This is a genomic window from Micromonospora xinjiangensis (assembly GCF_056150165.1).
The window spans coordinates 99,928-121,609 of sequence record NZ_JAXCFO010000009.1 but is presented as its reverse complement, the minus strand read 5'-3'; the positions used below and the strand labels follow the sequence as shown (position 1 = coordinate 121,609).

The 21,682-nt window shown below is 73.6% G+C and carries 19 protein-coding genes; all 19 read right to left on the bottom strand.

Annotated elements, in window-relative coordinates:
• Positions 1–29: 29 nt before the first annotated feature.
• The 19 genes from SM573_RS26695 to SM573_RS26605 all read right to left on the bottom strand — a co-directional run bounded on the left by SM573_RS26695 (position 30) and on the right by SM573_RS26605 (position 21,653).
• Positions 30–557: a shikimate kinase gene (locus tag SM573_RS26695; protein ID WP_474614809.1), complete on the bottom strand. Its 528-nt coding sequence runs from the start codon at positions 555–557 to the stop codon at positions 30–32.
• Positions 554–1,732, bottom strand: a complete 1,179-nt coding sequence (gene aroC, locus SM573_RS26690; protein ID WP_474614808.1) for a chorismate synthase — start codon at positions 1,730–1,732, stop codon at positions 554–556. The genes SM573_RS26695 and aroC overlap by 4 nt, the downstream gene beginning before the upstream one ends.
• A gap of 118 nt (positions 1,733–1,850) precedes the next feature.
• Positions 1,851–2,771, bottom strand: coding sequence for a glycosyltransferase family 2 protein (locus tag SM573_RS26685; protein WP_474614807.1), 921 nt, complete (start codon positions 2,769–2,771; stop codon positions 1,851–1,853).
• Positions 2,768–3,379: a glycosyltransferase gene (locus SM573_RS26680; protein WP_474614862.1), complete on the bottom strand. Its 612-nt coding sequence runs from the start codon at positions 3,377–3,379 to the stop codon at positions 2,768–2,770. The genes SM573_RS26685 and SM573_RS26680 overlap by 4 nt, the downstream gene beginning before the upstream one ends.
• 170 nt (positions 3,380–3,549) lie before the next feature.
• Positions 3,550–4,029, bottom strand: a complete 480-nt coding sequence (locus SM573_RS26675; RefSeq protein ID WP_474614806.1) for a UDP-N-acetylglucosamine--LPS N-acetylglucosamine transferase — start codon at positions 4,027–4,029, stop codon at positions 3,550–3,552.
• Between the two features lie 224 nt (positions 4,030–4,253).
• On the bottom strand, positions 4,254–5,513 hold the full coding sequence (locus SM573_RS26670; protein ID WP_474614805.1) for a hypothetical protein: 1,260 nt from the start codon (positions 5,511–5,513) through the stop codon (positions 4,254–4,256).
• Entirely contained in the window at positions 5,510–6,412 is a 903-nt protein-coding gene (locus tag SM573_RS26665) for a sulfotransferase domain-containing protein (RefSeq protein ID WP_474614804.1), read from the bottom strand. Before SM573_RS26665 ends, SM573_RS26670 begins: the two co-directional genes overlap by 4 nt.
• A gap of 7 nt (positions 6,413–6,419) precedes the next feature.
• Positions 6,420–8,006: a lipopolysaccharide biosynthesis protein gene (locus tag SM573_RS26660; RefSeq protein WP_474614803.1), complete on the bottom strand. Its 1,587-nt coding sequence runs from the start codon at positions 8,004–8,006 to the stop codon at positions 6,420–6,422.
• Positions 8,003–9,370, bottom strand: a complete 1,368-nt coding sequence (locus SM573_RS26655) for an O-antigen ligase family protein (protein WP_474614802.1) — start codon at positions 9,368–9,370, stop codon at positions 8,003–8,005. The genes SM573_RS26660 and SM573_RS26655 overlap by 4 nt, the downstream gene beginning before the upstream one ends.
• Positions 9,371–9,372: 2 nt before the next feature.
• Positions 9,373–10,983 (bottom strand): P-loop NTPase family protein, encoded by a 1,611-nt coding sequence (locus SM573_RS26650; protein WP_474614801.1) that lies wholly within the window; start codon positions 10,981–10,983, stop codon positions 9,373–9,375.
• Complete coding sequence (locus tag SM573_RS26645) at positions 10,976–11,542, bottom strand: acyltransferase (protein WP_474614800.1); 567 nt, start codon at positions 11,540–11,542, stop codon at positions 10,976–10,978. The genes SM573_RS26650 and SM573_RS26645 overlap by 8 nt, the downstream gene beginning before the upstream one ends.
• 82 nt (positions 11,543–11,624) lie before the next feature.
• Positions 11,625–13,553 carry a delta-60 repeat domain-containing protein gene (locus SM573_RS26640; RefSeq protein ID WP_474614861.1) on the bottom strand — a complete coding sequence of 643 codons (1,929 nt, stop codon included), beginning with the start codon at positions 13,551–13,553 and terminating at the stop codon, positions 11,625–11,627.
• 216 nt (positions 13,554–13,769) lie between these two features.
• Complete coding sequence (locus tag SM573_RS26635) at positions 13,770–15,491, bottom strand: glycoside hydrolase (RefSeq protein ID WP_474617323.1); 1,722 nt, start codon at positions 15,489–15,491, stop codon at positions 13,770–13,772.
• Between the two features lie 133 nt (positions 15,492–15,624).
• Positions 15,625–16,449 carry a shikimate dehydrogenase gene (locus SM573_RS26630; protein WP_474614798.1) on the bottom strand — a complete coding sequence of 275 codons (825 nt, stop codon included), beginning with the start codon at positions 16,447–16,449 and terminating at the stop codon, positions 15,625–15,627.
• Positions 16,449–17,645 (bottom strand): endolytic transglycosylase MltG, encoded by a 1,197-nt coding sequence (gene mltG, locus SM573_RS26625; protein ID WP_474614797.1) that lies wholly within the window; start codon positions 17,643–17,645, stop codon positions 16,449–16,451. Before mltG ends, SM573_RS26630 begins: the two co-directional genes overlap by 1 nt.
• Positions 17,645–18,103 carry a Holliday junction resolvase RuvX gene (ruvX, locus tag SM573_RS26620; RefSeq protein ID WP_474614796.1) on the bottom strand — a complete coding sequence of 153 codons (459 nt, stop codon included), beginning with the start codon at positions 18,101–18,103 and terminating at the stop codon, positions 17,645–17,647. The genes mltG and ruvX overlap by 1 nt, the downstream gene beginning before the upstream one ends.
• 73 nt (positions 18,104–18,176) lie before the next feature.
• Positions 18,177–20,855, bottom strand: coding sequence for an alanine--tRNA ligase (gene alaS / locus SM573_RS26615; protein ID WP_474614795.1), 2,679 nt, complete (start codon positions 20,853–20,855; stop codon positions 18,177–18,179).
• Positions 20,852–21,157 (bottom strand): hypothetical protein, encoded by a 306-nt coding sequence (locus SM573_RS26610; RefSeq protein ID WP_474614794.1) that lies wholly within the window; start codon positions 21,155–21,157, stop codon positions 20,852–20,854. Before SM573_RS26610 ends, alaS begins: the two co-directional genes overlap by 4 nt.
• Positions 21,158–21,191: 34 nt before the next feature.
• Entirely contained in the window at positions 21,192–21,653 is a 462-nt protein-coding gene (locus SM573_RS26605) for a DUF948 domain-containing protein (RefSeq protein WP_474614793.1), read from the bottom strand.
• Positions 21,654–21,682: the final 29 nt, after the last annotated feature.

The window sequence follows — 21,682 nt, the reverse complement described above, 5'->3', positions numbered from 1 at the left end:
GTCGGGTCAACGGGCCGGTCAACGGTCGGTCAGCCCTTGAGCAGGGCGACGATCTCGGCGGCGATCTCCTCCGGGGCACGGCCGTCGGTGACCACCGTCGCCGTGGCCACCTCGGCGTAGAGGGGGCGCCGCTGGTCCATCAGGTGCTTGAGCGTGGCGCGGGGGTTGATGGCCAGCAGCGGGCGGCCGGCGCCCAGGCCCACCCGCTTCACCGCGTCGGTCAGCTCGACCGACAGGTGCACCACGGTGTGCCCGACCAGGGCCGCGCGCGTCTCCTCGGCGAGCACCGCGCCGCCGCCGAGGGCGAGCACACCCGCGCAGCCGGCGAGCGCGGCGGCCACGGCGGCGCGTTCGAGCGTACGGAAGTGGGCCTCACCCTCGTCGATGAAGATCTCCGGGATGGGCTTGCCGGCCATCCGCTCGATGTCCAGGTCGGTGTCGCGGAACTCGACGCCGAGCGCGTCGGCGAGGGCCCGGCCCACGGTGGTCTTGCCCGAGCCCGGCGCGCCGACCAGCACGCAGACCGGCCGGGTCGGTCGGGCGTCGGGCGCGCTCACCGGATCACCAGCGCGTCGAGGTAGCCGGCGAGGTTGCGGCGGATCTCGGCGACGGAGTCACCGCCGAACTTCTCCATGGTCGCCTCGGCCAGCACCAGGGCGACCATGGCCTCGGCCACCACCGCCGCGGCGGGCACCGCGCAGACGTCCGAGCGCTGGTTGATCGCGGTGGCCGGCTCGCCGGTGGTGACGTCCACGGTGGCCAGGGCCCGGTTCAGCGAGGAGATCGGCTTCATGGCGGCCCTGACCCGCAGCGGTTCGCCGGTCGTGATGCCACCCTCCAGGCCGCCGGCCCGGTCGGTGACCCGTCGTACGCCGGTGGCGGAGGGAATGATCTCGTCGTGCGCCACCGAGCCCCGGGAGCGGGCCTGCTGCCAGCCGTCGCCGATTTCCACGCCCTTGATCGCCTGGATGGACATCAGGGCGGTGGCGAGGCGGGCGTCCAGCTTGCGGTCCCACTGGACGTGGCTACCCAGCCCCGGCGGCACTCCGTACGCCAGCACCTCGACCACGCCACCCAGGGTGTCGGCGGCCTTCCGCGCGGCGTCGACCTCGGCGACCATCCGGGCGCTGGCCTCCGGGTCGAGGCAGCGCAGCGGGTCGGCGTCGATCCGCTGCGCGTCCTCGGGGCGCGGACGCAGGCCGGGCTTGGCCGCGACCGGGCCCAGTTCCACCACGTGCGAGACGATCTCGATGCCGAGGGTCTGCTTCACCAGCGCCTTCGCGACGGTGCCCACCGCGACGCGGGCGGCGGTCTCCCGGGCGCTGGCCCGCTCCAGGATCGGGCGGGCGTCGGTGTGCCCGTACTTCTGCATGCCGGCGAGGTCGGCGTGGCCGGGACGGGGACGGGTGAGGGGCGCGTTGCGGGCCTGCCCCTCCAGCTCCGCCGGGTCGACCGGGTCGGCCGCCATGACGGTGCGCCACTTGGGCCACTCCGAGTTGCCCACCCGGACCGCGACGGGGCTGCCGATCGTGACGCCGTGGCGCAGGCCGCCGATGATCTCCACCTCGTCCTGCTCGAACGACATCCGGGCGCCCCGGCCGTAGCCGAGCCGACGACGAGCCAGCTCGGCGGAGATCTCGCCGGTGGTCACCTCCACCCCGGCGGGCACCCCCTCCAGCAGCGCGACGAGGGCGGGTCCGTGCGATTCACCTGCGGTCAGCCAGCGCAACACAGCGGCAAGTCTGTCACGCCGGGTGCGCGCTGCGGTGCGGTGCCCGGCCCGTCCCGCCCTGCGGACGGCGACGTCCGGCACCCGGCCGGAGCGGCCGGTGCCGCCCCGGCCGGCCGGCTCAGATCCCCCGGCCCCGCTTGTGCAGCGTGCGCAGCACCGCGTCGGCGCGGACGACCCGGCCGGCCACCGCGAGCGCCAGGTAGGCCCGCGGCTCGCGGGGGTTGCTGCGCAGCGTGCGGCGGGCCCACCGCACCGCGCCGCGCCGGTCGCCGGAGGCGGCCCGGGCGAAGGCGATCTGCCCGGTCACCCGCGCCTCGCCGGCCGGCTGGCCGGTGAACTCCGGATAGCGCTCCAGGAGCCACTGCAACGCCGCGGAGATGGTGTCCCAGCGCTGCGCGAAGTAGGACCGCTTGTGCCAGCGGACCAGCACGTACGGCGTGCGCAGGTTGACCAGCGGCGCGCTGCGGGCGGCCCGGAGCAGGAACTCGTAGTCCTCCGCGTAGCTGCCCGGGATCTCCTCGTCGACCAGCCCGAACCCGTCGCGGAGCGCGGCGGCCCGGATCAGGAACGTGGACGGGTGCAGCTCGGTCATCCGGTCGCGCAGCAGGTCGGCGAGGGTCACGCGCTCCTTGTCGAGGACCCGGTCGACGGTGTGCCCGTCGTAGCTCACCCGGATGCCGCAGCTCGCGAACTCGGCGTCCGGCGTGGCGGCGAGCGCCGCGACCTGGGCGGCGAGCTTGCCGGGCAACCACTCGTCGTCGTCGTCGCAGAAGGCGATCAGCTCCCCCTCGGCGGCCAGGGTGCCGGTGTTCCGCGCTCCGGCCAGCCCCGGCGTGCGCTCGTTGCGGATCACCCGGACCAGCCGGTCGGGTCCGGACAGCTCGGTCAGCGACCGGTCCGGCTCGGACTGGTCGTAGACCACGACGACCTCGATGACGCCGGGGTGCTCCTGGGCGAGGGCGGCCCGCACCGCGGCGCGCAGCAGCTCCGGCCGGTCGCGGGTGGGCACCACCACGCTCACCGTGGGGACAGGGCTCACCGGTCACGCTCCTCGTCACGCTTCGGCCGGCCCCACGCCCGCCACCAGGGCCGCCGGCGGGATGCCGCCGCGACCAACTCGTCCACGATCTGCCCCACCCGGGCCACGGCGGCCCGCTGCGCGTCGTGCGCCTCGGCGTCGGCGGCGACCGCGAACCGGGTCGGGTCGGCCAGCCCACTGTTGAGCGCCTCCCGCAGCTCCTCACGCGACTCGCAGAGCGCGATCATGCCGGCCGCGCCGAGCCGGCGGGCGAAGAGCTGCTGGTGGTCGTCGACGTGCTCGCCGCGGGCCGGGTCCCGGGGGACCACGATCGGCAGGTGGCCGTGGCGGCGGGCCTCCAGGATCGTCGCCGGGCCGCCGTGACAGACCACCAGGTCGGCGCCGGCCATGGCGGCCTGGAGCGCGTCGTGGCCGAGGAACGGCACCGCGCCGGGCACGCCGGGAGCGCGGGTGTGGCCGTGCTGGACGGTCACGCCGACGCGGCCGGCGGCCTCCACGTGCCACTCCTCCAGCCAGCTCAGCAGGCGGTCGAACGGGTGCTTGTCGGTGCCGACGGCGACGAGCAGCTGGAGCCGGGCGGCCTCGGCGCGGTCCCGTTGCCGGGGCACCCACGTCGGCTCCGGCCGGTTCGCGGCCCGGTCTGCCGGGTGCGGCGCCGGCCGAGCCCCGGCCGGCCGGTGCGCCGGTGCGCCGCTCGGCTCGGGGCGGTGCGTCGGCGCGGCGGCCGCGCTCGCGTCGGGTCGGTGCGCCGGCGCCGTGCCGGTGCTCGCGTCCCCGCTCACAGCAGCGTCCCCACGACGGTCGCCTCCGGGTACTGCCGCCGCTGCTCGTCCCACTGCACGAGCATGGCGGAGAGGAACGGCCGGCAGAGCCGGGCGGTGAGGGTCGGGGTGTCGATGCGGTCGTAGACCTCGATGTAGACGGTCGGTACGCGGCGCAGCCGGGCCAGCACCACGAACGGCACGGCGACCCCCGCGCCGGTCGTGACGACCGCGGCGACCCGACGGCGGCGCAGCACGCGCCAGGCGAGCAGCGTGTTGCGCAGCAGGTTGGGGATGTTGCGGGTGGTCGGGTGGTGCGCCGGCACCAGCTCCTCACCGGCGAGCAGCGACACGGCCTCGGGCGTGTCGAAGGTGACCCAGCACCGGCGGCGGTTCTCGTACCAGGGCCGCAGTGCCAGCAGTTGGGCCAGGTGCCCGCCGCTGGATCCGACCAGCAGCAGGACCGGAGGCCCTCCGTCCTCGATGTTCGCGTCCACGCGACTCCCCACAAGTTCGCTTGGAATTTCGGTCGGCGCCACGCAGAAGCAGACCACACGCCGCCCGGATGGTGAATAGGGCGACCGGATGATCAGTCGATCTTCCGACTGGGCCGTGGGACTCGCCGGACGATCGGCGATCCATCGACCGCCATCACGACCAGCAATTCTTTCGTCACTCTGCGCCGACGGTCAACGCCCGTCGGCGCGGCGGCACGCCCGGATCAGGAGCTATGTCGTTTCTCGACGACGTCCAGCAGAGCCGGATGCAGCGCCTCGTTCCAGCCCGCCCCGGCGTCGGCCAGCCGCCACGTACGCAGCCACATCTCCAGCAGGTAGGCCTCCGCCACCGCCCGGCGCTGCGCCGGCCCCAGGCCGAGCAGGTCACCGTACCGACCGAGCTGCGCGTCGACCGCCCGCGCGGCGACCGAGGCCGGCTCGCCGCGCAGCACCAGGGCCCGCTGGAACGCGTCGTGCGCCAGGTCGAAGCCGAGCGGCACGTCCGGTCCACTATGCTCCCAGTCCCACGCGACCAGCTCGCCGGCGTGCCGGCCCAGGTTCCACGGAACCCAGTCGCCGTGCCAGTGCCCGAACTCCAGCTCCGTGCCGCCGTGCCGCCGGCCCAGCGCGGCGACGGCGTCGACCGCCCGCCGGCCCGCCGGCTCGGTGGCCGCCGCCCGCTCCGCCTCGGCGGCCAGCCGGGCGAGGAACGACGAGCCGGCGAGCGGCCGCGGCGCCGCCGCCGGCCGGCCCCGCCGGGCCACCGCGAGCAGCGCGCCGATCCGCGGCGACTCGGTGACCGGCACCCCGCGTACCCGGGGCGGCAACGGCTCCACCACCGCCACCACCTGCCCGGCCCACTCGACCTCGGCGAGCAGCCGGGGCGTCGCCGGATGGTCGGGCACCCCGGCCAGCCGGGCCAGCTCGCGCAGCGCGGCCGCCTCGGCGGTCACCAGCGCCCGGGTCGCGCCGTTCCAGCCGATCTTCGCGTATCCCCGGGGGCGTCCGTCGGCGGTGAACAGCTGGAGGGTGGGCTTGTGGTTCGGGTCCGGCGGGCGTACGCCGCACCCGGCGTGCAGCGGCCCGCCACCCAGCGCCTCGGCGAGCCGCTCGGCCAGCAGCAGCTCGCCCGCGGCGGCGCCGGCCGGCACCGAGACGGTGAGGGTGGGGAAGGCGGGCCCCGCCGCGCCGACCCGCGACAGCCCGCCGAGCGCGGCCCGTACCGCGCGCACCCGCGGCGGCCGCAGCGCGTTGTACGCCAGCAGCGCCGCCGCGGTGGCGCGGGGCGCGCCGAGCGGCAGCAGGAACCGGGCCCGGGAGACCGACGGGACGACCGCGTAGCGGGCCGTCACGCGATGGCCGGCCGGCGCCGCGCCGCCGACGGTCAGGGCGACCCGCTCGTCCCCGAAGACCGCCCGGGTCACCCACCCCAGCCCGTCCGTGCGCGACCGGGGATCGTCCGCGGCGGTGACCGGGGCCGTCACGCCGAGCCGTCCGACCAGTCGAGGCGCAGGCCGAGCCGCTGCCGCAGCGCGTCGTTGTACGGCCGGTAGTACGCCGTGAGCTCCGCCCGCACCGCCGGGTCCAACGGCGAGGAGCGCCGGTCGTTGTAGACCTTGAAGTTCGGCAGCTCGAACGGGGGCAGCCCGAGGAAGTCCAGGGTCCGCCGGTAGGTCCCCCGGGCGTCCCGGTAGAGGTCCTCGCTCGGCAGGAAGAGGAACTGGTCCCGGTCGAAGCGCTCCAGCCAGGGCTCCAGGTGCTCCAGGTAGCGCCCCCGCGCCCGGTAGCTGTACCAGTCGTAGCGCTCGCTGTGGTACTCCGGCTCGGCGATCAGCCGCTCCCGCTCCCCCGCCGTCCGCTCCTCCTCGGCGGCGAGCGCGTCGGGGAAGTCCAGCGGCTCGATGTCGTGCGTGCGCCGCTCCTTCCAGTGCGAGTACGCCCGCTCCACCGGATCGCGGAGCAGCACGATCAGCCGCACCGACGGCATGAGCGCGGCGACCCGCTGCGCGGCGAGCGGGTGGAACATGTACAGCGGGGCGGCCTCGCCCACGCGTACCGGCCCGCCGTGCCGGCTCTCCAGGGCCGCCCGCTGCCGCTGCGTCGGGAAGTGCGAGCGGTACCAGGCCTCCCCCCGGCGCCAGTGCTCCTCGAAGTAGTGCGAGGCCTTCGTGTTCCACGCCGGGAAGAGGCGCGGCACCAGCGGGTGCTGGATCAGGTAGTTCCACAGCGAGGTGGTGCCGCCCCGCTTGGTGCCGATGATGAGGAAGTCGGGCAGCGGCCGGCGGTCGCTGGTCCGCACCCCGTAGTCGACCAGGGACTCCCTCACCCGGTTGGTCACCTGGGTCGGCACGAGCTGCTTCACCCGGTCACGGATGGACGGCACGACGGCCTCACCTGCCCTTCGTCGCCGGAGCCGGAACGGCGGCGTCCGGCGCCCCGTCCCGCCCACGGATCTGTCCCATGGTCACCCGGATGCGTCGTCGCACCCGGGGCAGCGTCAACATGGCGACGCAACCGGTCGCCAGCACGGCCAGCGCCACCGCGAGGCCGGGAATGCCCCGCCCGGCGGCGAGCAGGCCGACCAGCGCGGTGAGCTCCACCCCGGCGACCGTCGCGGCCGCGGCGCGCAGCAGCGCCGCGTCGACCAGCGGCTGGCCGACCACCGCCCGGGCGAAGCCGGCCGCCGTGAGGTTCTCGGTGACGATCCCCGCCGCCCAGGCGAGCGCGGCGCCCGTGGCGCCGTGCGCCGGAATCAGCCACAGCCCCAGCGACACGGTCACCAGCAGGCCGGCCAGAGCGGCGGTCAGGTGCAGTCCGCTGCGCCCGCCCATCAGCAGCAGGCTCTGCACGTTGCCCACACCCGTGTTCACGAGCATGGCCAGGGCGAGCACCGTCATCGCCGTCGCGCCGGCGTGGAACTCGGGGCCGAAGAGCTGGAGGAAGGCCGGCCCGAAGACGGCCAGGAGCAGGTAGACGGGCCAGGACAGCACCAGCGCCCAGGTGGTGAGCTGGCGGTGCACCGCCGCGGCGGCGGCCCGCTCGCCGCGCCCGAGCAGCCGGGACAGCTGCGGCGACACCGCCACCCGCAGCCCCTGCATGGCGAGCTGACCGGCCAGGATGTAGCGGCCGACCGCGCCGAAGACGCCCGCGTCGGCCTGCCCGGCGAGCACCGACGTGAGCAGTACGCCGACCCACATGCTGCCCGCGTCGATCGCCGCCGAGGCGGCGCGGGGCAACGCGAAACGCCAGAACGTCGACCAGTCCGCCCGCTCCGGCCGCAGCGTGGCGCCGCGGCCGAGGCCGAGCGGGCCCGCGACCAGGGCGAGGCAGACCAGCAGGGCCACCGCGGCCGGCACCAGCCAGCCGCTCATGCCGAGCACCAGGCCGCCGCCGGCCAGGGCGGCGGCGCCCACGAGCACCGGGCGGGCGACCGGGAGGAGGAAGAACTGCACGCCGACGTACGCCCGGATCGGCCGTACGCAGCGCAGCGCGGCCAGCAGCAACGTCATCCCGACCACCACCGGCACGGCGGCGAAGGTCACCGCCAGCAGGGGCGGACCGGCGGAGCCGGACCCGCCCAGCAGCCGGGGCGCGAGCGCGCCGGAGGCGGCCGTCCCGACGGCGGCGACCACGACCGCGACGGCCAGCGGGGGAATCAGCGCCACCGGGAGCACCCGGGCGGCGTCCCCGCGCGCCCCGGTGCGCCGACGCGGCAGCGCCCACATCAGACCGGTCTCCGCGCCCAACGTGCAGATCGCCGTGGCGACGGTGACCACCCCGATGGCGGCGAAGAAGGCGCCGGAACCCACCGTGCCGTAACCACGGGTGATCACCACGGCCAGGACGAAGCCGAACAGGCCGCTCGTCGCGGCGCCGACCAGCCCGGCCGCGCCGCTGCGGGCGCTGCGCCGTGCCTCCACCGCGCCGTCCGCGCCACCACCCGGACCCTGCTCCCGGTCGATCCCGACCGCCGTCATGCCGGCACCGCCTCGTTACGGGGAGCGGGCAGCGCCGCGCCCGGTGGCCCCGCCCCCCGCTCCCGCGCGGTCAGCACCATGGCGGCGGCGACCGCGAAGAACGCGACGGCGAGGTTCTGGTTGGCCATGCCGTAGAACGGAATCTGCACCAGGCAGACCACCGGCACCACGGCCAGCCACTGGCCGGGCGCCGACGTGGCCCGGCCGCAGATCACGGCGGCGGCCACGAACCAGGCCAGGAAACAGAGCAGCGCGGGCACCCCGTGGCTGAACAGCACCATCCAGAACTGCCCCTGCGTGCCGATGGGCGCCTCCGCCGACACGGTGTCCACGTTCACCGGCGCGCCGTACCCGAGCCAGGGCGAGTCCCGCACCCGGCGCAGCACCTCCAGGTAGAGCGACAGCCGGTCGGTGTTGGTGTCACTGGACTCGACCCGCCTGTTGATCAGCTCGGTGATCGGGATGAACAGGGTGGCCAGCGCCCCGATGACCACCACACCGACCAGCGAGGCGGCCACCCGGACGTTGCCCCGCAGGCTGGCCCGGACGCCGAGCACGGCCAGACCGACACCGAGGCTCAGGAACATCGCGCGGTTGAGGGTGAGGAACGCGGGCGGCAGCGACAGCGGCAACGACACGAGCAGCAGCCACCGCAGCAGGCCGGGGCGGCGCAGCATCGTGTAGGCGACCACGCAGGGCAGCGTGATGGCGTACGCGCTGCCGTAGTTGTTGGTGTAGGCGAACGGCGCCGCCGGCCGGTAGATCGGGTTGAGCGAGCGGGCGCTGTACTCCGCGGTGCTCAGGTGGACCATGTCCTGGATGAACGGCGTGCGGGCCACCCCGCCCGGCAGGAGCATCTCCACCGGGGTGGTCATCGCCAGCCGCGGCGCGACCACCGCGAGCCAGCCGAGCACCACGAGACCGAACCAGAACATGGCCAACGGGGTGAGCACGGGCAGCAGGTCGGCGCGTTCGCGGGCGGCGGCGTAGACGTACACCCCGGCGACGAGCGCGGTGACGTAGAACGACAGCCGCAGCGCGAAGGTCAGCACCGACGACGCCGACTGCACCTGGGTGGCGCTCACCGCGACGATGGCCAGGAAGAGCAGCCAGATCCCCGCCGCCGGCGGCAGCGGCACCCGGCCCCGGGTCAGCAGCAGGGCCAGCAGCAGCGCCCCGAGCAGCGGCCAGCCCAGGTAGAACGCGCCGGCCACCCACCAGAGCGGCACCAGGCCGAACATCACCGTCAGCGGCCAGAGCGGCAGCCGCGGCGGCGGGGGTACCGGCGGGAGGTCGAGCGGGCCCACCGGTCGCGGATCCTCCCCGGCGGGTTCGCTGGTCGCCGGGGCGCGGGTGGTGCCCACGGTCAGCCCCAGCCGCTGCGGGTGAGCACGAAACCGAGCGGGTTCACCCCGGCCGCGCGCAGTCGTTCGACCAGGCGGCGCAGGTCGCTCTGCCGGGTGCGGTCCCGCTCGACCACGACCACCGCGGTGCCCTGGCGGGCGATCGCCACGCCGCGCTCGTCCGCCTCGGACGGCGGGGCGTTGTAGAGCACCAATCCATGGTCGGCGCCCTGCCGCCAGCTGCCGAAGCGGACGCTGCCGATGCCCACCGTCACCTCGTCGGGGCTGACCGTCCGACCCTTCTCGGTACGGCCGGAGGAGACCCGGGGCAGGGTGATGGTGGCGTCGGGGTCGCTCGACGGGCGGGCCGCGGGCGGGTGCGGTGACGGGCGGCGGGCCGCCGCGGCCTCCGCCGTCGAACCGCTCGCCACCGGGGTACCCGCAGGGCGGGGCTTCGGCACGATCGGCCTGCTCTGCTCGGTCACCGCCGGAAGCCGCCCCCGGTCGGCGAGCACCGCGGTGCGCAGCTGCTCGACCCGGCCGTTGTCGTCGGCCACGAACACCTCCCGCCCGTCGGCGGCCAGCGCCACCGCCAGCCCGGCGGTGAGCGCCGTGGGGTCCTCCCGGGCGGTCAGCAGGGCGACCCGGGCCGGCTGTCGGACCCGCTCGGCGATGGCCATCGCCACGTACCGCACGTCGGCGTCGACCGGGCGTCGCCGGCCGTGGAACCGCTGCCGCCGGACGGTGCCGAGCATCGGCAGGCCGGTGGCGTCGCGGGCGTCCGCGACCGAACGGATCCGCCGGTCCACCGACTCCCAGACGTACGCGAGCACCACGCCGACGAGCAGCCCGCCCAGCAGCCCGGCGACCGCGAAGAGGGGCCGGTGCCCGGCGGAGGAGACCAGCGCCCGCTCGGCGGTCTGGGTGACCCAGCCGGGGTTGACGTCCACCGCCGCGATCTCGGTACGGGCGGCGTTGAGCTGGGTCAGCTGGTTGTTGATCCCGGCGAGTTCGGCCACGGCGGCGTCGGCGGCACCCGTGCCGCGCGCGGTGTTCGCGCGGCGCTGCGCGGCGGTCTGCTGCTCGACGACCTTGGCGATGCTCTCGTCGTAGGAGCGCAGCATCTCGGTGCGCTGCCGCTCGTACATGGCACGCCGCACGTCGAGGTACGCCTCGGCGGCCAGGTTGACGGTCTGCACCGCGCGTTCCGCGTCCGACGACTGGTAGACGAAGCGGAGGATCTGCCCGCCCGTGGGGACCTCCACCTCCAGCGCGTCCCGGATGTCGCGCGGGTCGCCGCCCACGGAGTCGGCGAGCCGCTGCACCACCTCGGTGCCCGTGGCGATGCCGCTCTCGACGTTCATGTTCACCGCGCGGTCGGCCGCCGCGCCACTCGGGGTGAACGCGTCGGTGACCACCGGCCGGACCGCCACGACCGCGCTGGCGGTCACCTGCGAGGGCACCAGCACCAGGTAGCCGAGCGCGACGACCAGGCCGAACGCGGCCGCCCCGCCGACCAGCCGCACCCGGTGCAGCGGTACGCGGAGCAGGTCGGTCAGGGTGACGGTGCGGCCCGAGCCGTCGCGGGAGGCGGCGTCGGCGGCGGGCCAGGAGCTGGGCGTTGCGTCAGTCATTGAACTTCTTCACCGTCTGTTGTGGATTGCCGACGACCACGACGCCGGGCGGCACGTCGGTGCGCACCACGGTGGCGGCGCCGACCACGGAGTCGCGGCCGATCCGCACCCCCTTGAGCACCAGCGCGTGTGCCCCGATCCAGACGTTCTCCTCGACGACGATCGGGGCTCGGGTGGCCGGCGTCGGCGGATCGTGCCGCTGGCCGGGAGGCAGGTTGTGGAAGTCGTTGTCCAGCAGCTCGCAGTCCGACAGCAGGCACCGGTCGCCCACGGTGACCGAGGTCCAGGTGCCGATCCAGGTGGCGTTCAACAGGCAGTCCGCGCCCACCCGCACCTCACCGGGCCCGGCGAAGCGGACCAGCTTGTTGAGGCGCGTACGGTCGCCGATGCTCACCCGCACCCCGCGGCGCAGGCGGATCCGCCCGCGGATCTCCACGTCCCGACCCAGGGTGAGCCCTCGGTAGCGGAGCCGGTACCAGCCACGTTTCAGCGCGAAGACCGCACGCACCAGGCGCGCGCCGCGCAAGCCACCGGCGCCGACCAACGAGCCCTCCCCCATGTGTCCGCCGGGCCGGCGACGGTCGCCCGCCGCCGGCCCGAGGTGAACAATCTACCGATGTTCGGTTACGAACGGTCAGCCGTCACTGCACCGAGAAGAACGTCGACGGGGTCGACCAGCTCAGCCCCGGCGCCGCCGTGGCGATCACCGTAGCGCCCGACCCGTTCACCGCCGGCGTCGCGGTCGGGTCGAACGGGACGCTGCGCAGCGTCCCGTCGGTGGCCCCGTAGACGATCCGGCCGCCCACCCACGCCATGCCGCGCACGGTCGACCACGTCACCCCGCTCGTCGGCAGGGTGAACTCGGTGGCGCCGAGGTAGTTGCCGTCGATCTCGAAGTAGCGGTAGTAGAGACCGCTGGCCCCGGAGCGGGTGTAGTAGAGCCGCCCGTCGAGGAAGAAGGCCCCGGTCATCGCCGCCGGGTTGAACCAGTCGTTGTAGCCGGAGGCCTCCCACGGTGCGCCGATGGCGCCGCCGTTGAACATCGAGATGTCGATCCGGCTGCCGGTGGGGGTGCCGGAGACCGTGTGCGACCAGTAGATCCGGTCGGAGACCCGCCACGTCGCGCCGGCGCCGGTGTAGTTGGGCTGGCTGACCGTGGTCGGCGTGCCGATGCTCGTGCTGTCGAACGGCACCTTCGCCAGCGTCGCCGAGCCGGTGCCGAGGTAGAGGTTGCCCGTGGTCGCGGTGGGCGGGTTCTTCGGGGTGATGGTGCGCCCGCCGGCGAGCGGGAACATGCCGAGCCGGCCGTGGTACTCGTCGCCCATGCCGTCCGAGTTGTGCCCGAAGTAGAGGCCGTCGGAGCCGCGCCACAGCACCGGCACCGAGGAGCCCCAGTTGCTGGCGCCGGACGGCAGGGCCGAGCCGCCGCTGCGCCGCGGGTTCCAGCTGACCGGCATGCCGGTGGCCGGGGTGACGGCGGCGATGCCGAGCCGGTCGATGGCGCCCGAGCCGGCGCGGTCGCTGGCGTTGGGGTTGTTCAACCAGCGGAAGTGCCCGCCGAGGTAGATCACGTTGTCGGCGACCTCGACCGAGGTGATGGTGTCGTTGCCGGTGAAGTCGACCCAGGTCGCGATCTGGCCGGTGCCACGGGCGGCGGTCTCGAACCGGACGAGCGCGTCGCAGTACGCGGCCGGCCAGCCGCTGCCGCCGTTGCTGCCCACCACGAACCAGCTGCCGTCGCCGCCGAACTTCACGTCCTGCACGTAGTGCACGAACGTCGCGGGGTCGGCGCAGGGGGCCACGTACTTCTCGGTGCTCCAGTCGATCACCTCGGGCGTGCCCGACAGGTCGACGAGGCCGATCTGGTTGCGCGACAGCCCGTTGAGGGTGAGGAAGTTGCCGCCGACGACCAGGGTCTGGCCGTTGGGCGAGACGTCGATGGCCCAGACGTACGGCGCGGTGCCGTGCCGCCCGGTGGCGATGTTGATGTTGAAGTTCGGGTCGATGGCGCCGGTGGTGGCGTTGAGCCGGGCCAGGCCGGCGTGCGCGGTACCGTTGAGCCAGTTGAACGCGCCGGCGACGTAGAGCCAGTTGTCGTGCAGCACCAGGTCGCGGACGGTGCCGCCGTCGGAGCGGCCCACCCAGCTGTCGACGATCGCACCGGTCGTCGGGTTGAGCGCCACCAGGTTCTTGCGGGCGACGCCGTTGACGTTCTTGAAGGCGCCGCCGACGATGACCGTGCCGCCCGGGCCCGCGACCAGCGTGTTCACGGCGCCGTCGAGCACCGGCAGGAAGGTCGTGGAGATCGCCCCGGTGGTGCGGTCGTAGGCGAAGAGGTAACGCTGGGTGGTCCACGCGGCGCTGGCGGTCCGCCGGATCTGGGTGAAGCTGCCGCCGACGTAGACCATGTTGCCGACCTGTGCGAAGGCGCGAGTCTCGCCGTCCCTGGCGTGCGGCGTGGTGTCGGCCGGATTCGCGGACACCAGGGTCGCCGTCTGCGGGGCGGGCACCACGGCCGCGCTGGACGCGGTCGGCACGGCCGCCACCGCGGCGACGGTGGTCAGCGCCACCGCCCCCGCCCAGGTGCGAAGTCTTCCGGCGGTGCGCCGACGGAACGGGAGTTTGGGCACGCTACGCCTCCAAGATGGATGAGAACTCGCGTAGCCTGCCTTGCGAACCGGGGTGGGCGATATCCGCCGATTGGCCGGTCAGTGAATCCGCTAGCTGACAGATCCCCGCGAAGTCGGGGATCCGACACCGGCCGGCGACGTCGCGTCACCGGCGCGTCACCGTGTCGCGCCACCCCCTCGGGTCGGCTGCCGCAGGTAGCTGTCCTGGCCGGCGCGGGTGAAGCCGGCCAGCGCCGCCGCGTCGTGGTTCATCGTCATGTTGCAGGTGGCCGTGGTGGTGGTCATGCCCGGGGAGTTGAAGTAGATCGCCGCCTTGATCTTCGGGTGCGCCTTGAGCGCCGCCGGGAACTCCTCGAACCACCGCCGCTTCGCGTCCGGGTCGGCCGCGTCGAAGTTGGTGCCGAACTCGGCGAGCATCCGCGGCTTGCCGGCGCCGATGCCGTGCTCGTCGAGCCACCGGTAGAAGCCGCCCACCGTGGTGCTCGGGCTCTTCCACGTCCGGCTGCCGTTGCAGACGTGGAAGTTGTACGGGTCGTACGCCACCCAGTCGACGTAGCGGTCGCCGGGGTAGAGACCGGCGTACCGGTCGTAGTGCCCGGACCAGCCCATCATCGTCCAGACCCACACCGCGTTGTGCGCTCCGGCCGCCGCGAACCGGTCGTGCACGTGCCGCCAGGCGCGGACGAACTCGGCGTCGCTGCCCTTGGCCGGCTCGTCCTCGGGCTCGTGGTCGAAGCCGAGGAAGACCGGGACCCCGGTGTCCCCGATCCGGCCCGCCACCGCGTCGATGGTCGCGTCGTACCGGCCACTGTAGACGTCCGCCCAGGTCAGCACCGTTCCGGTGGAGAAGATCCGGGACTCCCAGGCGAAGAACATCAACCGACCCTCACGCATCTGCTCCCGCTCGTAGACGTCCGGGAAGGCGCCGTTGCTGCCGGTGTTGGAGAAGTCGTGGTAGCGGTGCACGATGTCGAACCGGCGTCCGACCTGCTCCTCCACCTCGGCGACCGCCCGGCCGTGGTCCCAGCCGTCCGCGGCGCTGGTCGGGGAGTACATGCCCCACCAGGCCCCGCAGGAGGGGACGAGCTTCGCCGACACGTCGCCGCAGCGGCCCGACCCCGACCCCACCGAGGTGCTCGGCGTCGGCCTCGGGGAGGTCCGGGTGGGGCTGGCCGTCGGCGAGGGCCTCGACGGCGCGCTGGGTGACGCGCTCGGTGTCGACGACGGCGCCGGGCGGGCCGAGGTGGGAGCCGGCGCCGGGCTCGCCCCGACGTCGTACGTGAGGAGCAGGCGGGGGCGCAGCTGCGGGTCACGGTTCTCGGTGGCGGCCCAGTAGATCCGAGTGTCCAGGCCGGTCTGCGCGAGCGAGACCGTGTAGGTGCCGTTGCCGGTCACCAGCGCCGAGATGTCCCACTCGTTGAAGCCCGGCCGCACCCCGGTGACCGTGTCCAACGCCGGCCCGGGGGCGGCCGGGGCCGGGCGGGATGCCCGGGCGTCGACGGTCGAGGCGTGCGCGGTCACCGTCGCCGCGAACGTCTGCCAGGCGTGCACCCGCAGGGTGGCCCGGACGTTGACCGCGGTGGCCGGCAGCGTGGTCACCGCGAACCGCACGACGGCGTCCCGCCCGCCGCGGGGATTCCCGTCGCAGGGCGCCGGGCAGGTGGCCAGTGTGGTCTTGGCCGCGTTGTCCCCGTCCTGCGGCACCGTCGTCGCCGTGGTGTCCGCGGTCGCGGTGATCGACAGGTCGTCCGCCGCCAGCAGCGGCATCATCGTCGCCACGATGCCGGCCACCGCCGAGACGCCGACGACGCCGAGCGCGAGGGCCTTGCGCCGCGGGCCTCGGCTGCGGGGAAGGCGGTGCTGTCCGTGCCTGCTCACGGGAAACTCCCTGTGTCCGGTGCGGTAACGGAGAGCAGCGTATCGACGGCCAACCGGTGTCGGGCGGAAGTCAGGGCGACCTAAGCGCTTCTTAATCGTCGGCTAAGACGGCACCCGGCCGGCGGTGGTGACCTCACCCCCGGCGGGCGGCGTCGAGCGCCGCGGCCATCGCCGCGCGCGGGGCGGGTACGCCGGTGAACTGCTCGAACTGCCCGACCGCCTGGGCGAGGAGCAGGTCGAGGCCGGACACCACGGGGCAGCCCGCCGCCGTGGCGGCGGCGGCCAGCGGGGTCGGCCACGGGTCGTAGAGGGCGTCGAACAGCACCGTCGCCGGCCGCCAGGAGCCCGCCTCCGCGAGCGGGTCGGCGACCCCCTTCGGCACGGTGGACACCACGACGTCGGCGCCCAGGTGGGCGCCCGCCTCCACCCAGGCCGCCCCGGCCATTGGCACGCCGACCGCGCCGGCCACCGGGCGCAGCGCCTCGACGGCGGCCCCCCGGCGGGCCACCACGGTCACCGTCCGCACGCCGAGGCGGGCCGCCGCGGCCAGCGCCGCCCGCGCGGTGCCGCCCGCGCCGAGCACGGTCATCGCGGCGCCCGGCACCACGCCGGCACCGGCGAGCACCTCGACCATCCCGGCCACGTCGGTGTTGTCGGCGTACCAGGAGCCGTCCGGGCGGCGTACCAGCGTGTTGGCCGCGCCGACCGCCACCGCGACCGGTGAGGCGGCGTCGGCCACGGCGAGCGCCGCCTCCTTGCCCGGCATGGTCACCGACAGCCCGGCCCACTCCGGGCCCAGGCCGGCGACCAGGCCCGGCAGCTCCGACTCGGCGCACTCGATCCGGGTGTACGACCACCCGTCCAGCCCCGCCGCCGCGTAACCGGCGTTGTGGATCACCGGGGAGAGGGAGTGCCCGATCGGCTTGCCGAGCACAGCCGCGCGCCGTCGCTGCGCCATCAGATGATCCCGGCCTCCCGGGCCTTGGCCTCGTTACGCTGGTGCTCCTCGTAGGTCTCCGCGAACTCGGAGTGCCCCTCCTTGTCGATGGCCACGAAGAACAGCCACTTGCCGGCGGGCGGGTCCATCGCTCCCGCCATGGCCTCCTTGCCCGGATTGTTGATCGGGGTCGGCGGCAGCCCGCGCAGCTTGCGGTTGTACGGGTTCTTCGGGTCGTCGAGCTCGGCGTCGGTCATGTCCTTGGAGGCCTTGGTCGGCTTTCCGATCAGCTCCAGGTAGTAGTTGACCGTGACGTCCATCTCCAGGCAGTTGCACTGGAAGTCGCCGTAGACGCGGTTGTAGGCGACCCGGGCGACCTTGCCGAGATCGTCCTTGTTGCCCGCCTCCGCCTGCGCCAGCGAGGCGACGATCAGCGCCTCGTACGGCGAGATGCCGCCGCGCTCCTTCTGCACCCGGTCCGCGAACTCCATCTGCCCGGTGACGGTGAGGAAGTTGTCCACCATCAGCTTGAGGATGCTCTCGGCGGTGGCCTTCGGCGGGATCTCGTAGGTGTCCGGGTAGAGGAAGCCCTCGATCGACGGCGTGACCTTCTTCTTGTCGCTGCGCGTGAACCACCAGTCCGGCACGCCGAGCGCGGCCGGGTCCTTCGCCGCGGCCTCGAAGTCCTTCACCGGGATCTTGGTCTTCTCGGAGAGCAGCTTGTAGATGTTCTTGGCGGTGCGGCCCTCCGGGATCGTGATCCCGTTGACGATCCGGTTCTTCAGGTCGAGCATCGCGGTGACCGCGTGCTCGCCGCTCATCTGCTTGCGCAGCTTGTAGAGGCCCGGCTGGATGTTCTTGCTGCGCGAGTTCGCCTCCGCCGCCTCGATGAACGCCTTGGGGCTCTTCACCACGTCCGCCGCGTAGAGCGCGTCCGCCATGTCGGCGATCAGCGCGCCCTGCTTGATCTCGACGTTGACCTCACCGGTGCCGGCACCGTCGTAGTCGGGCGTGACGAAGTAGTTCTGGATCCGGTCGAAGCCGTAGAAGGCTCCGCCACCGATGCCACCGAGGAGGACCAGGGCGAGCAGCAACGCCAGGATGCTCTTGCTCCGACCGCCGCCCTTGCCGTTCCGTTTGCGCACGTATCCGCGTCGGTGTCGGCCCTTCTCCCCCCGCTCCGCCTCGTCGAAGCCCAGGTCGAGATCGTCGATCATTACGTCCGCCTCCGCTGCGCATCCAGCCAGCTCTGCAGAATCTCCACCGCGGCGGCCTGATCGACCACCGCGCGTTGGCGCTTGCCTCGGACGCCACGCTCGGCCAGCCTACGAGATGCCACGACCGTTGACATCCTCTCGTCGGTGAGCGTCACCGGCACCGGAGCTATCACATCGGCCAGCCGGTCGGCGTACGCCTTCACGTGGATCGCGGCCGGCCCGTGCCGGCCGGCGAGGTCGACGGGGAGGCCCACGACCACCTCGACCGCCTCGTGCTCCGCCACCAGGGCGGCGAGTTCGACCAGGTCACTGGGGGTGGCGTCGGGCGCGGCCGTCCGGTCACGGGCCACGGTGACCAGTGGGGTCGCCAACACGCCGTGCGGGTCGGAACGGGCGACGCCGATCCGCACCTGCCCGACGTCCACGCCCAGGCGCACGCCCCGCGACAGCTCGGTCACCGGGTGTCACCTCGCCGGAACGCGCGAACCGGGGTGGGTCCGACGACCCACCCCGGTTCCCGATGGTCGCCCATCACGCTTCGGCGATCGCCTTCTCGACGGTGAGTAGCAGGTTCGGGGCCTCGGCCGCCGGCAGGCCGCCACCCTGGGCCAGGTCGGGGCTGCCGCCGCCACGGCCCGAGAAGGCCGCCTTCACCAGATCCGACGCGGCCAGACCGCGGGAGCGGGCCGCCTGGTTCACCGCCACCACCAGCGAGGCCTTGCCGTTGCCGCGGGCCGCCACCGCGACCACCGCGGGCCGCGCCGGGTCGATCTTGCCGCGGATCTCCTGGGCGAGCGTCCGCACGTCGTTGCCGGCCGCACCCTCGGGCGCCTCGGTGCCGACGTACGCGACCCCGCGCACGTCCTTCGCCTGCGCGGCCAGCGCGCTCGCCCCGCCCAGCACCAGCTGGGCACGGAGCTTCTCCAGCTCCTTCTCCGCGTCGCGCAGCTGCGTGACGGTCTGCTCCACCCGGTCGGCGACCTGCTCGGACGGCACCCGGTAGAGCTCGGCGAGGCGGGAGACCAGCAGGTGCTCCCGGGCCAGGAAGTTGAACGCGTCCATCCCGACGAGCGCCTCGACCCGGCGTACGCCGGAGCCGATGGACGACTCGGAGAGGATCTTCACGAGGCCGAGCTGCGCGGAGCGCGCCACGTGCGTGCCACCGCACAGCTCCCGGGCGTAGTCGCCGACCTCGACGACCCGTACCTGCTCGCCGTACTTCTCACCGAAGAGCGCCATCGCGCCGATCCGCCGCGCCTCGTCGAGCGAGGTGATGAAGGCGTGCACCTCCAGGTCGGCGAGGAGCACCTCGTTGACCTGCTGCTCCACGTCCCGCAGCACGCTCGGCGCCACCCCCGTGGGGGTGTTGAAGTCGAAGCGCAGCCGACCGGGCGCGTTCAGCGAACCGGCCTGCGTGGCCGACTCGCCCAGGAAGTTGCGCATGGTCTGGTGCACCAGGTGGGTCGCGGTGTGCGAGCGGGAGATGGCCCGTCGGCGGCTGGTGTCGATCTCGGCGTAGGCACCCTCGCCGGGGCGCACCTCGCCCCGGACCACCCGCGCCCGGTGCACGATCAGACCGGGCACCGGCTGCTGGACGTCGAGCACCTCCAGCTGACCGCCGCCGACCGTGATCATGCCCTGGTCGGGCTGCTGTCCGCCGCCCTCGGCGTAGAACGGGGTGGTGTCGAGCACCAGCTCGACCGTCTCCCCCTCCACGGCCGCGCCCAGCGGGCCGCCCGCGCCGAGCAGCGCCCGGATCCGCGACTCGCGGGTCACCTCGGTGTAGCCGGTGAACTCCACCGGACCCCCCGCGTCGAGCACCGCCCGGTACGCCGACAGGTCGGTGTGCCCGGTCTTGCGGGCCTGCGCGTCGGCCTTCGCCCGCGCCCGCTGGTCGGCCATGAGCCGGCGGAAGCCCTCCGCGTCCACCTGCAGGCCCTGCTCGGCCGCGATCTCCAGCGTCAGGTCGATCGGGAAGCCGTACGTGTCGTGCAGCTGGAACGCCTTCTCACCGGAGAGGGCCGTCCCGCCCGCGCCCCGGGTCTCGGCGATCGCCACGTCCAGGATCGTGGTGCCGGCGCGCAGCGTGGACAGGAACGCGTCCTCCTCCGCGTACGCGTAGGAGGCGATCCGGTCGAAGTCGGCGGCCAGCTCCGGGTAGGACGGGGCCATGCAGTCCCGGGCCACCGGCAGCAGCTCGGGGAGCGCCCGCTCCTGCCAGCCGAGCAGCCGCACCGACCGGATCGCCCGACGCATGATCCGCCGCAGCACGTAACCACGGCCCTCGTTCGACGGGGTGACACCGTCGCCGATCAGCATCAGCGCGGTACGCACGTGGTCGGCGATCACCCGCAGCCGCACGTCGTCGGGGTGCGACTCGTTGGCCGCGTGCCCGGAGCGCGCACCGTACCGCTTGCCCGTCAGCTCGGCGGCCCGGTCCAGGGTCGGCCGGATCTCGTCGATCTCGTAGAGGTTGTCGACGCCCTGCAGGATCGAGGACATGCGCTCCAGGCCCATGCCGGTGTCGATGTTCTTCGCCGGCAGCTCACCGAGGATCGGGAAGTCCTCCTTGCCGATGCCCGGCCCCCGCTCGTACTGCATGAAGACGAGGTTCCAGAACTCGAGGTAGCGGTCCTCGTCCACCTCCGGCCCGCCCTCGCGGCCGTACTCCGGACCCCGGTCGTAGTAGAGCTCCGAGCACGGGCCGCACGGCCCGGGGATGCCCATCGACCAGAAGTTGTCCTTCTTGCCCCGGCGCACGATGCGGTCCGCCGGCATGCCGATGCGGCGCCAGATCTCGTACGCCTCGTCGTCGTCGAGGTAGACCGTCGCCCAGATCCGCTCCGGGTCGAGCCCGAAGCCGCCCTGGTCCTGCGGCTTGGTGACCAGGTCCCAGGCGAGCGGGATCGCCCCCTCCTTGAAGTAGTCACCGAAGGAGAAGTTGCCGTTCATCTGGAAGAACGTGCCGTGCCGGCTGGTCTTGCCGACCTCGTCGATGTCGGGCGTCCGGATGCACTTCTGCACGCTGACGGCCCGCTGGTAGGGCGGGGTCTGCTGCCCCAGGAAGTAGGGGACGAACTGCACCATGCCGGCGTTGACGAACAGCAGGTTCGGGTCGCTGATGGCGGGCAGCGGAGCGGACGGCACCACGGCGTGGCCGTTCGCCTCGAAGTGGGCGAGGTACCGCCGCTTGATCTCCGCCGTCTTCATCGCTGGTGTTCCTCCGGAAAGATCTCTCGGTCGCCGATCCGCGGATCCTCCCGCAGGTCGGAGAACTGGTCGTCGAACGCCTCGCCCTGGGCGAACGCCTGGTGAATCTCCTGCTCGCGCTCGGCCATCCCGACCTGGACGTCCTCCACGAAGCTACGCAGCGACTCGACCAGGCCGCCAGCAGATTGTGACAGCGTGCTCGCGATGCCGGCCGGGGTGTACGACTGTGCGGTGCGGGTCACCTTGCGGACCACCACCACGCCGACGGCCAGCCCGATGCCCAGCCAGAACAAACGTCTCATGTTCCCTCGTACCTCCCGGTCTCGCCCGGGGCGCTCAGCGCTCGCCGCGCCGGGCGGCCCGCCGCTGCTGCTTGATGGCGTCACGCACGTCACGCTCGGTCTCCGCGTGCCGGCGGGCCGCGGCCGCCTTCCGGACGCCGTAACCGAAGGCCGCGACCTTCACCAGCGGGTTCGCCGCGGCGGCGGAGACCACGGCGACCAGGTTGGCGACGTTGGCGGTGACGTTCTGGGCGTGGCCGGTCATCGTGTCGACCTTGGCGAGCTGGAGGTTGACGCCGTCGAGGGAGGTCTGCACCTGCTCCAGGGTGGTGTTGACGTTCTTCACCGTGGTGTTCACGTCGCCGAGCAGCGGGCCCGTCCGGTCGTTCAGGTCGTTGATCATCCGGGTGGTGGCGTCGACGGTGTGCCGCAGCCGCAGGATGGGCAGGGTCAGGATCAACACCAGCATCGCGAACGCGATCGCCGCGATCAGCGCCGCGACCTCCAAAATGCCCACGCCTGTCCTCCTCTAGCAGTTGCACCGAA

Coding starts and splice junctions, on each gene's coding strand:
- SM573_RS26660 (WP_474614803.1), bottom strand. CDS start 8,006: ATGACGGCGGTCGGGATCGACCGGGAGCAGGGTCCGGGTGGTGGCGCG.
- SM573_RS26650 (WP_474614801.1), bottom strand. CDS start 10,983: ATGACTGACGCAACGCCCAGCTCCTGGCCCGCCGCCGACGCCGCCTCC.
- SM573_RS26645 (WP_474614800.1), bottom strand. CDS start 11,542: ATGGGGGAGGGCTCGTTGGTCGGCGCCGGTGGCTTGCGCGGCGCGCGC.
- SM573_RS26630 (WP_474614798.1), bottom strand. CDS start 16,449: ATGGCGCAGCGACGGCGCGCGGCTGTGCTCGGCAAGCCGATCGGGCAC.
- mltG (WP_474614797.1), bottom strand. CDS start 17,645: ATGATCGACGATCTCGACCTGGGCTTCGACGAGGCGGAGCGGGGGGAG.
- alaS (WP_474614795.1), bottom strand. CDS start 20,855: ATGAAGACGGCGGAGATCAAGCGGCGGTACCTCGCCCACTTCGAGGCG.
- SM573_RS26610 (WP_474614794.1), bottom strand. CDS start 21,157: ATGAGACGTTTGTTCTGGCTGGGCATCGGGCTGGCCGTCGGCGTGGTG.